At 68.0% G+C, this 15,097-nt stretch carries 12 protein-coding genes and 1 pseudogene; 4 read left to right on the top strand and 9 right to left on the bottom strand.

The features are described 5' to 3' along the window. Positions 1 to 1,249, bottom strand: a pseudogene (locus tag ENSA5_RS38055) (hypothetical protein); the annotation flags it as partial. A 98-nt stretch (positions 1,250 to 1,347) separates the two neighbouring features. Between ENSA5_RS38055 and ENSA5_RS22730 the strand changes: the two are divergent. Beyond that, a complete protein-coding gene (locus tag ENSA5_RS22730; RefSeq protein WP_106393791.1) occupies positions 1,348 to 2,607 on the top strand; it encodes an NAD-binding protein in 1,260 nt (419 codons plus the stop codon). Positions 2,608 to 2,659: 52 nt separating this feature from the next. Here the strand turns inward: ENSA5_RS22730 and ENSA5_RS22725 are convergent, their stop codons facing one another. The 7 genes from ENSA5_RS22725 to ENSA5_RS22695 all read right to left on the bottom strand — a co-directional run bounded on the left by ENSA5_RS22725 (position 2,660) and on the right by ENSA5_RS22695 (position 9,639). Next, a complete protein-coding gene (locus ENSA5_RS22725; protein ID WP_146156004.1) occupies positions 2,660 to 3,313 on the bottom strand; it encodes a hypothetical protein in 654 nt (217 codons plus the stop codon). A 166-nt stretch (positions 3,314 to 3,479) separates the two neighbouring features. Next, positions 3,480 to 4,526, bottom strand: coding sequence for a radical SAM protein HxsC4 (hxsC4, locus tag ENSA5_RS22720; RefSeq protein WP_106393789.1), 1,047 nt, complete (start codon positions 4,524 to 4,526; stop codon positions 3,480 to 3,482). Between the two features lie 125 nt (positions 4,527 to 4,651). Then, positions 4,652 to 4,990, bottom strand: coding sequence for a hypothetical protein (locus tag ENSA5_RS38050; RefSeq protein ID WP_106393788.1), 339 nt, complete (start codon positions 4,988 to 4,990; stop codon positions 4,652 to 4,654). Between the two features lie 194 nt (positions 4,991 to 5,184). Beyond that, complete coding sequence (hxsB, locus tag ENSA5_RS22710) at positions 5,185 to 6,723, bottom strand: His-Xaa-Ser system radical SAM maturase HxsB (RefSeq protein ID WP_106393787.1); 1,539 nt, start codon at positions 6,721 to 6,723, stop codon at positions 5,185 to 5,187. Positions 6,724 to 6,810: 87 nt separating this feature from the next. Further along, complete coding sequence (locus ENSA5_RS22705; RefSeq protein ID WP_106393786.1) at positions 6,811 to 7,029, bottom strand: HxsD-like protein; 219 nt, start codon at positions 7,027 to 7,029, stop codon at positions 6,811 to 6,813. Further along, a complete protein-coding gene (hxsD, locus tag ENSA5_RS22700; RefSeq protein WP_106393785.1) occupies positions 7,026 to 7,583 on the bottom strand; it encodes a His-Xaa-Ser system protein HxsD in 558 nt (185 codons plus the stop codon). Before hxsD ends, ENSA5_RS22705 begins: the two co-directional genes overlap by 4 nt. Before the next feature lie 151 nt (positions 7,584 to 7,734). Beyond that, a complete protein-coding gene (locus ENSA5_RS22695) occupies positions 7,735 to 9,639 on the bottom strand; it encodes a radical SAM protein (protein ID WP_181198040.1) in 1,905 nt (634 codons plus the stop codon). A gap of 492 nt (positions 9,640 to 10,131) precedes the next feature. Here ENSA5_RS22695 and ENSA5_RS22690 point away from each other — a divergent pair, with 492 nt between their 5' ends. From ENSA5_RS22690 to ENSA5_RS22680, 3 genes are all read left to right on the top strand, one after another. After that, positions 10,132 to 10,623 carry a hypothetical protein gene (locus tag ENSA5_RS22690; protein ID WP_106393783.1) on the top strand — a complete coding sequence of 164 codons (492 nt, stop codon included), beginning with the start codon at positions 10,132 to 10,134 and terminating at the stop codon, positions 10,621 to 10,623. A gap of 89 nt (positions 10,624 to 10,712) precedes the next feature. Further along, positions 10,713 to 11,744 (top strand): radical SAM protein, encoded by a 1,032-nt coding sequence (locus ENSA5_RS22685; protein WP_106393782.1) that lies wholly within the window; start codon positions 10,713 to 10,715, stop codon positions 11,742 to 11,744. Next, positions 11,744 to 12,937 (top strand): aKG-HExxH-type peptide beta-hydroxylase, encoded by a 1,194-nt coding sequence (locus ENSA5_RS22680; RefSeq protein ID WP_106393781.1) that lies wholly within the window; start codon positions 11,744 to 11,746, stop codon positions 12,935 to 12,937. The genes ENSA5_RS22685 and ENSA5_RS22680 overlap by 1 nt, the downstream gene beginning before the upstream one ends. 137 nt (positions 12,938 to 13,074) lie before the next feature. Here the strand turns inward: ENSA5_RS22680 and ENSA5_RS38045 are convergent, their stop codons facing one another. Continuing rightward, positions 13,075 to 14,301: a hypothetical protein gene (locus ENSA5_RS38045; protein ID WP_181198039.1), complete on the bottom strand. Its 1,227-nt coding sequence runs from the start codon at positions 14,299 to 14,301 to the stop codon at positions 13,075 to 13,077. Positions 14,302 to 15,097 lie beyond the last annotated feature (796 nt).

The raw sequence follows: 15,097 nt of genomic DNA, 5'->3' as shown, positions 1-15,097 counted from the left end.
GCCGCCCGACAACAACGCGCCCTCGGTCGCGATCGTCAACCCACCAAGCGGCGCGACCTTCGAGCCGGGCGAGACCCTCGACATCGAGGTTGAGGCCGAGGACGCCGAGTTTGGCGTCGTCGCCGTCTCCATCTCCGTCCCCGTCTCCGTCGCCGTCCCCGTCTCCGTCTCCGTCCCCGTCCCCGTCCCCGTCGCCCGGGTTGGGATCGGGGATGCACGAGTTCGACCCGAGCAGGCAGACCTCGCCTTCGGGGCACTCCGCGTCGTCCGTGCAGCAGCCCTCGATCGCCTGGTGCATGCAGCCTTGCTCGATGTCGCACGACTCGATCGTGCAGATGTTGCCGTCGTCGCAGGCCAGATCACCGCCGACGCACTCCCCCATCTCACACAGGTCGGGCCCCGTGCACATGTCGAGGTCGTCGCAGGGATCGTTGGTGAACTCGCCGACGCACTCCCCCATGCTGCACGCGTCGGGGTTGGTGCAGGCGTTGCCGTCGTCGCAGGGGTTGTTGTTGTAGGGGTGCAGGCACGCCCCGTCCATGCAGATGTCGTCGGTGCACTCGTTGTCGTCGGGCGTGCAGTCGTCGTCGACCATGCACGGGGTCCCGGTCGCCCAGATCCAGGTGTCGGAGAAGATCGTCGATCCGCCGATCGAATAGGTGCCGCCGTTCCACATGTCGTCGTTGCCGTAGGACAACATCGCGATCGGCACGCCGTTGGTGTCGATGCCGACGAAGGCCGAGTCGGCGGCCGGCTGCCAACGGACCTGGCCGATCATGGCGCCGTTTTGGTCCCAGGCCGTGATGTACTGGGTGCCGTTACGGCTCGCGGTCAGGCCAAATTGGGTGACCGGCTCGCTGAAGGTGACGACGCCCGCGTAGCGGTTGTAGGCCATCTCCTGGACCCCGCCGCCGTCGATCGGAGCGGGGAAGTAGTCGTTGCCGCTCGTGTACTGGGGCTGAGTCGCGCTGCCGCCCTCGTTGACCCCGTTGAGGATCGTGTTGAGGGCCCCGGTGTGGAAGGTCATCCCCTGGCCGGCGTAGACATCGAGCGGGACCGCGCCAGCGTTGCCCTCGTTGTAGTCACCGGTCCCGACGATGCCCTGGAGCTGGTTGACGTCGTCGAGGGCCGTGACGTTGCCCTGGGCGGTGATCGAGCCAGCCCAGGCCGACGACGCGATCAGCGAGGCGCCGACGAACAGACCGAGGGGGAGGAGGACTCGAGGACTACGACAGCTTGGAGAGATCATGACTTGGCTCCGCGAACGGCGCAATCGTACCAGTTCCCCCCCGAACCTGGACCGTCGGATTGGTTTACCGTGGGCCGGATTGGTCTACCGTGGGCTGAATGCCGCAGCCTGGCTCCGGCGCCTCCGCGCGCTCCCGCTTCCATCCCTACCAGGCCGCTCTGCGTGGCGGCGCGCTGGCGCTGGTCTTCCTCGCCGGCTTCATCGGCCTGTCGTCGGGCGTCGAGGTGACCGAGCGCGAGCTCGGCGAGCTCGGCTATTGGGCCAAGGCCTACTACGCGCTCGGCCTGTTCGTGGTCGGCGGTGTCGACCTCGGCACGCCCCACGGTGGACCCACGGCCGGCCGCGCGCTGCTGTGGTCGGCCTACTTCCTGGCCCCGACGCTCACCGCGAGCGCGCTGGTCGAGGCCACGCTCCGCCTGCTCAACCCTCGCGCCCGACGTCTGCGTCGGCTCCAGGGCCACGTGATCGTCGGCGGCGCCGGCCGCCTCTCGCTGCTCTACATCAAGAAGCTGCGCGAGCTCGATCCACACGTCCCGCTGGTCGTGATCGAGCGCGATCCCAACCGCGCCAGCCTCGGCGAGCTCGAGCACGCCTACAACGCCACGGTCATCATCGGCGACATCTCCAGCGACGAGGTCCTCCAGAGCGTCGGCATCGCCCACGCGCGGCGGGTGATGCTGCTGACCGGCGACGACTTCGGCAACCTCGACGCGGCCTCGCGGATCTTGAAGCGGATGCCCTGGCAGCGCGGCAACATCATCGCCCACGTCGCCGATCTCGGGTTCCTGCGCGCGGTCCCGGCCGAGACGATCGACGCTGGCTTCACGACCTTCAACGGGCTCGAGTTCGCGGCCATCCACCTCGTCGAGCAGCGCCTGATCGCCCGGTTCGAGACCACCGAGCACCGCGACCTCGTCGTGCTCGCGGGCTTCGGGCGCTTTGGTCAGACCGTCCTCCACCAGCTGCAAGACAAGGCCAGCGAGGTGTTCGGAGCCGTGATCTTGCTCGACCTCGAGGCCGAGGCCAACGCGCTGAAGTTCGCCGAGAGCCCCGGCTTCGGCGACTACCCACGCCACGTGATCCAGGGCCACGTGCGTCACCTGGCGATCTGGCAGCAGATCGACGAGATCATCGCGGGCGACATCGGCGAGCCGGTGATCGTGGTCGGGACCGGCGACGAAGGCACCAACTTGCACACCGCGCTCGATCTACGCCGCCGCTACCCCAACGCGCACATCACCGTGCGCAGCTTCGGACACTCGCCCTTCGCCAAGGGCGTCGCCGCGAAGACGGGCCTCCAGCCCTTCGAGCTCGCCGAGCTGATCTCGAGCAGCATGCCGCGCGCGTGGTTTGAGTGACGCGCCGTCGAGCTGCCGCGGTCCAGGCGAGAGGGCCCTTGGGTTCAGCGCCTCAGCGCGGCCCCGGCGGAAGCTCAGGCCCACACGCGATCGGGATCAGCCCCTGCCCCGCCAGCCGCGCCCGCGCGCCGTCCAAGTCGCGCCGTGTCTGGGGAGGGTCCGCGCGCCCCTCCAGGACCCAATCCGCGCCGAAGTTGCGCAGCTGGTTGCCGGCCACGTCGCGGACCGGGATCGCCCCCGCCGCGTAGTGCAGGAACAGCCCGTGCACGGCCTCGACGCCCGGCGCCCCGTAGGAGTAGTCCGACTCGAGCCAACGGCAGTAGTACGGGTCCACGCCCGGCGTGAACTGGAGGTCGAGCTCGACCTCGCCGGCCTGCGCAGCCGTGAAGCGCAGGGCCTGGCCGTAGCCCAGGTAGCCAAAGTCGTAGTAATAGCCGTAGTCCCTGCTCCCGCCCTCGTCATGGTCGCTGTAGACCTTGAGCACGCTGATGCGAAAGTCGTTGGGGTCAAAGCCATCGAGCGGCCCGAGCGGGTTGCTGAACTGAAGACGCAGCTTCGTGGCCGAGATCTGCTCGGCGCGAACGAGGTCCATCGGGCCGCGAAGGTTGGAGGCCTCGCGGGGCTTGGGCTCCGACTCGTCCTTGGCGTTGTCTGCCTCCGGGGCCTTGGTGTCGTCGATCACGAGCGTCGCCGACACCCGAGGCATGCACGCGAATGCGAGCACCGAGCCTCCGAGCCCCACAACCCCGAGAGAGTTCCCGAGAGAGTTCCCGAGAGAGTCTCCGAGGGTGTCGTTACGCCTGCTCATCTCGATCGTCGACGGCTACGATCACATCCTCGCGCGAACAACCAGGCGAGGCGAGGCGAGCAGCTCAGACAACCGGCACGAATTCGTCCCACCCACGGCGGCGCAGGTAGTTGCCCCACACGCCCTCGCACGCGCTCTCGTACTTGCAGGTCTGACACTCCGCCCGCTTGTGCCGCGCGTTCACATCGAGGTCGCTGCGCCGGATCTGGACGAGCTCGCCGTCCTGGCCGCCGACGCGCTCGCCGAGCATCTCCTCGGTCAGCAGCCCGTGGGTGTCTTCGTGCTCGTAGTGAACGTAGGCCTCGACGTACCCGCGGTTGATGTCGGGCATGCCCTCGGTCGTGCACAGGGGGATGTCGACGAGGACCGCGTTGACCTGCTGCTCGCGCTGGTACTGCTCGTCGAGGAAGCTGCGCGCGACCGCGGCGATCTCTGTGTAGGTTGGGAAGATCAGATCGAAGTAGGTGTCGGCCCGGCCGTTGGCCTGCATCACGTTGAACACGACCTGGTCGACGCCGTGCGAGCGCAAGAAGCGATAGATCTCGCCCATGTGCGGGAGGTTGCGCTTGGTGATGACCGTGCTCGTGTGCAGCTCGATCCCGAAGCGCTTGAACCGGGCGATCGTGTCGAGCCCGCCGACGGTCTGCTCGAAGCAGTCTGGCGTCCGCGTGAGGCCCTCGTGGAGCTTCTTGGTGTGGCCGTGGATCGAGATGTAAAAGCGGTTCATGCCCAGGGCCATGAGCCGCTTGGCGTACTTCTCGTGGCTGAGCGCGCGGCCATTGGTCATCATCGAGATGCAGCGCGCGCCCGCGGCCTTGGCCATCTTTACCCAGTGGTGGAGGCGTGGGTTGGTCGTCGGCTCACCCGAGGTGAAGCAGACCTCTTCGAACTGCTCGTGCTGGCTGAGGATCCACTTGACCGTCTCGTCGGTGGTCTGCGAGTTGGTCACGTAGCGCTGCTCGCGATCCTCCTCCATGCAAAACACGCAGTTGTTGTTGCAGACCGCGCCCGTGAGGATGTGGACCCGCGCAGCGCGGCTAGCGATCCGCTCGGCGACGGTCTCGTCGGCCAAGGGGCGCTGCTGATCGCCGGTTGGGGGTTGCTCGAGCATGACGAGTCCGGGTTGAGATCACGCCAAAGGCGGACGCAAGCGCTTGCGTCCGCCCATGCATGCCAGGCGGCTGGGCCGACCCCCGGAGGCGGGACCCAGCTCGGAGGAGGGACCCAGCTCGGAGGTCACCAGCTCCCGTGGGAACCGTGCGAGCCGTGGCTGCCGTGCGAGCCGTGGCTGCCGTGCGAACCGTGGCTACCGTGCGAACCGTGGCTACCGTGCGAACCGTGGCTACCGTGCGAACCGTGGCTACCGTGCGAACCGTGGCTACCGTGCGAACCGTGGCTACCGTGACCGGGGTCGCCGGGCGCCTCGAACATCGCGACCGAGCGCGAGGTGTCGGCGAACGCGACCGCGTTGTCAGAGATCTCGCGCTGCTCGGAGTTGAGGAGCGGGCTGGCCTTGCGCCCGAACACGGGAAGCTCGAGCTCGACGGGGTTTTTCGGATCGCGATCGTTTGCCATGGGTAGGTGCCTCTTCAGGGGTAGGCTGAAGGATTCGCCAGCACACTACCACGAGCCGCTGGCTGTTGTCGTATTTGATCTCGCCGCGAGGGCGAGAAATTCTCGACTGCCGGGCGCGCCGCTGGGGCTGCTGCCCGGCGCTCGGAGCCGCGCCGGAGGTGCGCGAAGCGCCGGGAGTCGCGCAGTCTGGGAACTCAGTCGGCGGACGGTGTTTCGCCCTCGGCCAGCTCCGCGGCGGCGCCGGGCTCTTGCACGAAGTGCTCGCGGGGCCGAATCGTGGTCCAGCGCTCGAAGATCTCCATGACCTCGGGATCGTTCTCGGCCAGCTTCTCGAACAGGAAGTCCTGGATGCCCTTGTGAACCGCGCACACGTTGTTGTCGCGCATGCGACCAAACACTGACCCTTGAGCCTTGTAGTTGTAGGCTGCGTTCGTGCCGCAGTAGGGGTTATACGCGCAATTGACGCAATCTGGCTGCTGATCCAGGTTGGTGGCGATCGTCATCGCGCGGATCGTCTCGTGACCGACGATCTTGCGGTAGGGAGTGTCCACGTCGCCGAGAAGAAAGGCGTCGTCCTGGGTCGCGGCGAGCATCCGGCCCTCGTCGCAGCTATAGACATTACCGTCGTAGCTGTAGGCGAGCTGGCCGATCCCGGCGCCCGCGGGGTTGCGGTTGTCGAGGAAGTTGGGGTCCTCGCCGCGGAGGATCTTGGTCAGGAAGATCGCCGCGTAACGCTCGAGGATCTCGACCCCCTGCTTGTTGAGCTCGATCATGTAGTTGACCGCGTTGCGATAGAACTCGAGGTACTTGCCGCGCGGGTACTCGAGGCGCAGGCGCGCCCGCTCGGCGAAGCCGAAGGGATCGACGGGGCGCAAGAAGATCGTCTTGCAGCCGAGCCCGACGTAGGTGTCGACGACCTCCTTCCACTTGTCGAGGGTCGCCTTGGTCGTCGTGAGCAGGGCCTCGACGTGATAGAGGGTCGGGTCGAGGCCGATCTCGACGTAGGCCTCGTTGACGCGCTTGATCCACTTGGCCGCGGCCTGGAACGCGTTGTGGGTCTGGGGCAGCTTGCGCTGGGCGTTGTGGAGCTCCTCGGGCCCGTCGATGCTCGTGCACAGCTGGACCTTGTTGGCCAGCAGGTACTGGAGCTTGTCCTCGGTCAGCAGCGCGAAGTTCGAGACCATCGTGAACTCGAGCCGCTTTTGGATCTCTTTGTTGCGCTCGGTCGCGTACTCGATGATCTCTTTGACGACCGGGAAGTTGACGAGCGGCTCGCCGCCCTGGAACTCGATCGTGATGAAGCCGTTGGTGCTCGACAGCGCGAGGTCGACGGCCTTGCGCGCGGTCTCGATCGACATGTCGGTCTCGACCGCGTCCATGTTCGCGCGCGAGGCGTGGCAGTACACGCAGGTCTCGTTGCAGCGCAGGGTCACGACCATGACGTGGAGCAGCGGGCCGCCGTGGACGAAGTACTTGCGGGCCTTGACCCGCTCGGCCGCGGCCTGGATGTCGTAGTTGCTGCGGAGGAAATTCTTGTCGAGCAGGCGCCCGTGAAGCTCCGAGTCGGCCTCAACCTCGCCGCGCGCGAATTGGGTGAACTCCGCGGTGTCGAGGATCAGCCAGTTGCCCTCCAAATTGGTGATCAGGACCGCGTTGTCGCCGATCTGGCGCCAGCGAAAGAAGGCCTGGGTCCCGGGGCGGGGCTTGATCTCGGCGAGGTTGATCAGTTTCATCTCGAGTCTCTTTGGTGCACGAAGCGGATCCCGAGCCGCGCTCGGGAGGGCTTGGGTGAAGGGCGCGCAGCGACCTGGGGGTGAGGACTAGCTGACCCCGCCGCGATCGATGGTCAGGCCGAGGACGAAGTTGCCGAACTCGCCGATGATCTGGCGCGCGGCGGCCTCGTGCTTCGGCGTGACCGTGACGACCCAGTGGTCATCGGTCTCGCTGAGCTCGAATTCGGCGAAGCGACTCCAGGTCTTGACGGCCTCGTCGACGGCCTCGCCGACGTAGACCTCGCGCGGGAACCGAAGCTCGGTCACGCCGAGGCCTCCTCGGTGCTCGCGGCTTCGGTGGCTTCGGCGGCTTCGCCCTCGGGGACCTTGGCCTTGGCCTGCTCTTTTTCGGCCGGGCTCTTGCGCCCGTGCTTGTCTTCCCACGACTGCGCGATCCCAAGCGGGTCGTCGAGGGCCTCGTCGGTGAAGTCGAAGTCGGCGAGGTCGTCGAGCGAGGGCTCGCCCATGGCCCCGGCGATCGCCTGGACCGTGACGGTCTCGATCGCCACGCGGTTGTCCTGGGTGACCTGGTGACGCCAGGCGCACGACAGCAGCTCGTTGGCGTACTCGCCGACGAGCTGACGCAGGGCCTCGGCCTCCTCGACGGACTCCTTGGCCGTGAGCGTGACCCGGTACTTGCCGGGCTCGGGCCGATCAATGAACACGTAGCAGCGGTCGATGAAGATGTACGAGGCCCCGTACACCGCCTGGAGGGGATAGAGCTCGCTATCCACCACCATGCTCACCGAGCGATCCGTGGCAGCGACCGAGACGACGGCCTCGGGGATGTCTGTGAATGAAGTCTGGTTGTCGGTGCTCATCGGGGACTGCCCAAGTTTGGTCGGGAGGGTACCAGCATCGCCTGATCACTTCACGCAGCGAAAGCGTTGGCGCAGCGTGAAACTCACGCGCTGGCGCGAGCGAGTGAGGTTCATTGCCGTCTCCGAGCCAGCCGGGTCGCGCTCGCGGCGCTCAGCTGACGCGAACGCGAAGCAGCCATTGGTTGCTCGTCCGCGGGCCGACCGTGGACCGGGCGATCTCCGCCAGGCCAAAGCGCGCGCCGAACGGCTCGAGGACCCGGGCCGCGTCGGCCAGGCTGTCGTTGCGGTAGTGCTCGAACTGCGCCCGGGATCGCTCCGCACGCTGGGTCTGATCGCGGGTCCGAGCCAGCCCGAACGCGACGTTGTCGACGATCGTCAAGGTCCCGCCGGGGCGAACGCGCGGCAGGAGCTGATCGAGGATCCGCTCGGGCTCGCGCAGGTGGTTCCACGCGCGCAGGATCAAGACGTGATCGAAGCGGCGCTCGGGATCGAGCTCGAGCTCCTCGCCGCCCGTGCAGCGCAGCTCGGCCCACGGCCAGCGCTGACGCAGCTCGGCGATCGCGGCGGCGTGGGGATCGACGCCGAGGTAGCGGATCGTCCCGGCCTCGGCGAGCGGGGCGAGGATGCTCTCGTAGGGCCCCTCGCCGCAGCCGAGATCGAGGACCTCGCCGCGCAAGCTCGCGAGGACCTCGCGAACCTTGGCGTCGTCGCGCGTGAACACGTCCTCGAACACGGGCTCGAACATCCCGGTGCACTCGGCGAAGCTCGGGCAGCCCTCACACAGGGGGCTGCGCGCGAGCTGGACCAGGTCGCGGGCGAAGTCATCGGGCGCGTCCTTGCGCGACACGTCGAGGTAGAGCTGCCCGAGGTCGTGCTTGATCGCGTAGATCTCGCGATCGGAGAAGTCGCGGCTCTGGGCCCGAAACCGAGCGACGCGCTTGCCGTTGCGAACAAAGAGATCGCGCCCGCGATCCCAGGGCGTGACCCCGACCCCGCGGCGCAGGAGGCAGTCGTCGTGGGTCTCGCCCTCGAAGGCGAGGCTGACGAGCTTCTCGAGCTTGTAGTTGTAGGAATTCGAGCGCGGGCGATCGCGGCGCGGGTAGAGCTCGGTCGCGCCGTAGACCTCGTGGTAGCCGTTGTAGAGCCCCGGGCACGGGCCCCGCAGCGCGCAGCCATGGCAGCGATCCGCGTGGGTCTTGTTGAGATCGTCGACGGGGAAGAAGTCGGGCTCACCGACCTCGATCATCGTGCGATAGGCGTGGGTCTTGAGATCGTCGAAGCGATCTTCGTAGCCCGGCAACAGGCACAGCGGGATCGCGCCGTGGCTGAAGGTCGGGCCGCGCTGCCCGAGCTCGGCGACGCGACGATCGCCGTAGCTGATCGCCTCCATGACTCGCTTTGCGACGAGCTCGACCCGCGGCATCAAGTGGTCGAAGAGCTTGTCGCCGCCGCCCTTGGGCTCGACCATCGAGAACTTGACCTCGACGTCGGCGTAGGGCAGCAGCGCGTCGACGAGGCCCTGCAGGTGCTCGACGTTGTGGCGCGTGATCACGCAGTTGACGGCGAGGTCGAGGCCCCGACCCGAGAGGTTCTCAACCGCCTTGTAGGCCGCGTCGAAGGCGTCGCTGCGGACCATGAGGTTGTGGATCTTGCGGGTCCCGCCGTGGAGCGAGAGGTACACGTAGCGCAGCCGCCGAGCGATCAGCTTCTCGACGACCTCGGGGTAGGCCAGCATCTGCCCGTTGGTCACGAGCCCGAAGTCGAGGCCGAGCGAGGCGGTCAGCGAGGCCCAGTGGACCAGCTCGGGTCGGATCGTCGGCTCGCCCCCCGACAGCACGACCATCTCGTGGCCGAGCTCGGCCGCGCGCCGGATCTTGCCGTCGACCTCCGCGGTCGAGCCCTGGATGTGGCGGACCTCGAGGGTGTGGCAAAACGAGCAGTGCTCGTTGCACGCGTAGCCGACCTTGATCAGCGCCTTGGTGCCCGTTCGCGATCCGGGCGTCGCCCCGGGAGCGCGATGACGCAGAAGCTCCGGACGTGGACGGGTGTCGCTCACTCCTGCGCAGTGTAGCGGAGGGCGCCCGCCGACAACCCGCTCAGGACGATCCCCGGCCGCGCCACGCGGCGGCGCATGCACCAGGTCTCCGCGCAGGAGTGGGATCGCCGCGAGCCGGAGTTGACGCCGCCGACAGCCGCTGGCCGGTCGTCCCAGGAGGCGACATGCGGCCGGGCCGTGCACCTTGGGAGCCGCCCAAAACCCCGTCTTCGGGCATCACGGCGTTCCCACGGTCATCGCGCGCCTCGCCCCGCGCGCGCCTCGTCATTCGCGCCCCGACCCTCGCGCTGGACCCCGCCAGCGCCATGAAATTCGAGCTCGCTACCGGAACTTAGCTTGACGCGGAGGCCGGTGCCAGGATAGCGTCATTTCCGCTGGAGACCCATGGCGTACGAGCAATCGACCCCTAAGCGTAACTTGATCGGCCGTCGTCAGGCCCTCTGCACTCTCGCCGGTATCACGACGGCTGTCGCTGGCGTCGCCCTGTTGGGAGTGGGAACGGCCCGCGCCGCAGAGTCGAGCGTCGACGACGCTGGCAGCGAGCCGAGCAACACCGTGACCGCCCAAGAGGCGGCGCAGCAGGTCGAGTTCGACTCGGCGGCGGCGCGCGAGCTGGCCCTGGTCGAGGCGCTGATCCCCGCAGATCTCGACGTCGGCAAGTGGTCGATCGAGAAGGTCCAGGCCCCGCGCCTCGGCGCGATCGCGGTCGTCATGCGCACGCCCTCGGGCGAGTCCTTTCAGGTCGACGTGCTCCGTCGTGACAGCCAGGTCCCCGGCGTCGCCGACACCAAGCACTTCAGCCTGTTCATCGCCAACAGCGGCAACGGCTCCAAGTCGACCGACGAGTGGCAGGCCCGCGGCGTCAAGGTCCTGGCCCACCACGTCTCGCGCACGGAGCGAAGCGGCGCGCCGCTGCCCGAGCTGATGACCTTCACCCAGCGCTCGCGTCGGCACCCCTTCGGCAACTTCGGCGTCCTCGGCTGAGCCGCCCCAACACGATCTGCGTCGGGCTCGACTCGGCGCACAAGACGGCGAGCCTCGGCTCGCCGTTTGTATTGTAGCCTCCTCGTCCAGTGCCGCCTTCCAACCGATCCCGGGCCACGCTTCGTCTGAGCTTCGACTGCGAGGGTGCGTGCGTGTTCTGTGGTCAGGATCCGCTGTCCGGCGACCTCGAACTCGATCGCACTCACCTCGCGAAGCTCCGCGAGGATCACGACGAGATCAGCTTCATCGGCGGGGAGCCGAGCCTCGATCCGCGCCTGGTCAAGGCCGTCGAGTCCGCGCGCGAGCTCGGGTTCACGGCCGTCGGTGTCCAGACCAACGGCTATCACCTCGCCCACACGCCCGAGCTCTTCACCGCCCTCGTCGACGCCGGCCTCAGCGATCTCCACCTGTCGATCCACGGCCCGAGCGCCGCAGCGCACGACTATCACAGCGGTCGCCCCGGGAGCCTCGCGGCGGCGATCGGGCTCCTCGCTCGGGCCCAGCGAGCCGATCTGACCGTCGTCGTGACCACGGTCGTCACCCGCTCGAATTTTCGCGAGCTGGCCAAGATGCCGCCCGCGCTCAAGCGTCGCGGAGTCGCGGCATGGTTGCTCGAGCCCGTGCGGCCCTACGGTCGCGCGGCCGATGGCTTCGCCCGCCTCGTGCCCCGCTTCGGCATGGCGCTGCCCTGGGCCCTCCACGCCCTCGAGCAAGCCCGACGTCACGCGCTCTCGGCCTGGATCCGCGGCGCCCCGCTGTGTGCCCTGGGCCCCTTCGCCGCGTCGGCGCTCGCGAGCGAGCCGCGATCGTACCCGGCCCCCTGCGAGGGCTGCCCCGCTCGGCCCCGCTGCGTTGGAGTCGACCCCGCCTACGCAGAGGTGTTTGGCCACCAGGAGCTCAAGCCCGGGCCGGCTCGGCCACCGGCCGAATTCGATGAAGGCCGCACCCGGCTGATGCGAATGTTCGTCGGCGTCGGCGAGCTCGTCGAGCGCCCGCCTCAGCTCCGTTCACCCGGGCATCCATCTGGAGATCCGGCCGAGGATCCGGCCGCCAACAAGCGCCGCCTCCCGGTCCTCACCAACGACCCCGCCTCGCGGGCAGCTTCGAGCTCGGACGAGTGATGGCGCGGCCCCGCACAGCACCGCGAGACCTGACGATCCCCGCGCCCGGATCGACGACGGCCCGCGACGCGCTCTCGGGCGCGATCCGCCGCGCGATGCAGGACCTGATGCGCCTGAGCGCGCTCGCCGATCCCGAGCTGCGCGCGTTCAAGCCCACGCTCAAGCGACTGTTGGCCGAGACGCCCGGGGCCCTCGCCAGCGTGCTGCGAACGCCGACCGTCGGCGGGCTGCTCCGCTGCCTGCGGCGGCGCGCACCGGAGCTCGACTACGCGAGCGGCATCGCAGAGCTGCTCGCGACGATCCACACCGACCTCGCGTTCGCCGGAGCGCTGCCCGAGCCCGTGACCCAGCGCAGGCTGCCGCGCCGCGTCGTCAGCCTGCCCGCCCGACGGGTGATCGAGATCCCCGATTCGACCACGCGCGCGGAGTTTCGCAACCACGAGCTCGTGCTCTTCGGCCGCGAGGGCTCGACGACCGTGAGCCTCGACCCGGGCACGGAGCCCGAGCGCGACGGGCCCTGCTTCATCCCGATCACCGACAAGCTCGTCCTCGCCCGCGTCGACAACAACCCCCTCGCGATGTCCGAGGCCCACCCCGACAAGGCTGGCAACGCCCTCGACCTCGGCGGCCGGCCAGCGAGCGAGTGGACCGAGACCCTCGCCCACGGGCTCGAGCTGATCGGCCGCTACATGCCGGACCTACGCGGCGAGATCGATCTCTACCTCCACCAGATCGTGCCGGTCGGCTACGACACGCGCACGCACCTCTCGGCGTCCTACCAAGAGGTCATCGGCACGGTCTACATGACCCTGCACCCCCAGCTGATGACGATGGTCGAGGCCACGATCCACGAGTTCCAGCACAACAAGCTCCACGCCCAGCTCGAGCTCGATCCCTTGCTGCACAACGCCTTCCACCCGCTCTACAGCTCGCCGGTTCGACCGGATCCGCGCCCGCTGCAGGGGGTCTTGTTGGCGGTCCACGCCTTCTTTCCGGTCGCGCGCCTGTATCAGCTCATGCGCGACGCCGGTCATGAGGGCACGCGGCAGCCCGACTTCGAGCGTCGCTACGCACAGATCGTGGCCGGCAACCATGAAGGCGCGAGCGTGCTGCTCGAGCATGGCCAGCCGACCGAGATCGGGCGCGCAATGATCGACGAGCTCCGGCGCTGGGACAGCCACGATTGGTCCTGACTCTCAACGAGCACCGACCAGTCCCCCACCCCCAGCCCAGCCCAACCCAACCCAGCCCAACCAAAAAAGAAGGCCCCGCTCGGGGGCCTTCTTTTGGTTCGGTTTCGCAGGTCCGACCTGCAACCCCACCCCGCAAACTAGTTGTCGGGGCGCGAGACCGAGAGCTGGTAGTTGTTGCAGGTCGCGTCGTTCTGCACGCGGAACACGCGAATGTACACGGTGTCCGGCCAGCTCACGTCGTCGGTGTACAGAGCCGGGATGGGCATGTCGACCGGCGCGGTGTGGTTGTCGAAGAACCACCACTCGCGGGTTGGCGGAGCGCCGACGCCGTATTGGGTCGCCAAGCTGCCAGCGAACGCGACGCCATTGCAGCTGCGGTAGACCTCGAAGCGGTAGTCGCTGCCCTCGTTCATTGCGAACGAGACCTGAATGCTGCCGGTGTTGGGGCGCGTGCCCGGGTTGCCCGACTCGGGGAAGTCGACCGAATACCAGTCTTCCCGACCGTTGCCGAGGCCGTTGTCGATCAGCGGGACGGAGCCGATGACCAGGTCTTGAAGCTGGACACCCTCACCGACCGAGCCGAGGTAGCCCTGGGGCGCGTCGGAGCAGGCCGCGAGGCTGTCGGTCCGCGGGGTTGCCTCGCACTCACAGCCGTTCATGACCTCCTGGTCGAGGTCGTAGAACTGCTCGACGCAGGAGCAGATCTCGCAGCCGTCCTGGCCCGGCCCATCCGGGTTGCAGCACCAGCCGTTCATCGGCGCGATGTTGGGCGCGTTGGGATACTCGGGCGCGCACATCTCGTCTGGCGGCGCGTTGTCGATCTCGTCGGCGCAGTTCTCGGCCAGGCCGTTGCAGAGCTCGACCGCGTCGTCGAGGCCGACGTTCGCGTTGCCGTCGTTGCAGTCCGGACCCGGCTTCTCGGCGCCGTACTGATCGCAGCCGACCCAGACCATGTCGTTGTCTCCGTCGACGCAGTTTTCACAGCCCTCAGGCGTGAACACGTTGAAGTCTGCGTCGTCGCAGTCGGGCCCGGGCTTGTTCTCGTCGAACACGTCGCAGCCGACCCACTGACCGTCCTGGTCCGCGTCCATGCAGTTGGCGCAGCCGTCGACCGTGTGGTTGTTGAAGTCGTCGTCGTCGCAGTCCGTCCCCATGGGGCAGTTCTCGCCGTAACCATCTTGGTCGAGGTCGAGGCACTCCATCGGGTCGCCGTCGCCGTCTCCGGTGTCGCCGTCGCCGTCTCCGGGGTCGCCGTCTCCGTCACCGGGGTCGCCGTCTCCGTCACCCGGGTCGCCGTCGCCGTCGCCGGTGCTGGTGTCGCCGTCGCCGTCACCCATCGCCTCCATGCCTTCCATGCCCTCCATACCGGTACCCGTCGTCGTACCGTCTGCGGAGCCGAAGGTTGTAGATGCGTCTGAGGTGTCATCGCTACCGCAAGCGGAGGCGACGACTGCAAGAGAGAGAATGAGGCTGGTAGGGAGCGTGCGAGAAACCATTGGGACCGACTTCCAGTCAACCGAAGGACCGTCTCTACTCATACCAGAAAGTCGAGCGCGATAGGTCGCGATTCTCGAATGAATCCGACGCCCGCGCACGCGTGAGGCGCGCATTTTCCGTCCGGAGGTGCGATTTGGCCGCGCCGGTCGCTCCGGTCCGCCCTGCCTCCGCTCCGGCGGATCGCCGTCGCCGTCCCGGACTCCGACTCACAGCCGGAGTCGTCGCGAACCGAGCTCGAGCCGAGTCATCGATCCCCGCTGGGGTTGTCAGTCGAGCGGTCCGCGCGGGCCCCTGGATCCGCGGCCACATCGCAGGTCGCGAGATCTCGTAGACCAACAGTCCCGCTCGACCAGGAGCCGAGGCCTCGGGCCCTGGGGATGTGTACGGGGCGGTGCTAGATTTTCGCGCGTCGTGCGTCCCATGGACACCGGAAACTGCGTTAACGCCCCCTTGTCGGGGGCCACGCAACGTCGCTGACGGCCGCGGGGGTCCAAGGTTACTTGCTGGCAGCCTGCTAGAAGCAGCCCGGGGTGCAGTGCATCGTGTCGCCTCGCGCCGGAATCTTCGCCGAGGGCGCGAAGCCAAAACGCCGCTGTACCGGGCGTACTGCAAGTTTTGGCGACAAAGCCCTCGGCGAAGAGGCCAAGCGAGGCGGCGCGAGGC

Origin of the sequence: Enhygromyxa salina (genome assembly GCF_002994615.1) — a bacterium.
Classification (GTDB): Bacteria; Myxococcota_A; Polyangia; order Nannocystales; family Nannocystaceae; genus Plesiocystis; species Plesiocystis salina_A.
This window is presented reverse-complemented; position numbering and strand designations above follow the sequence as displayed.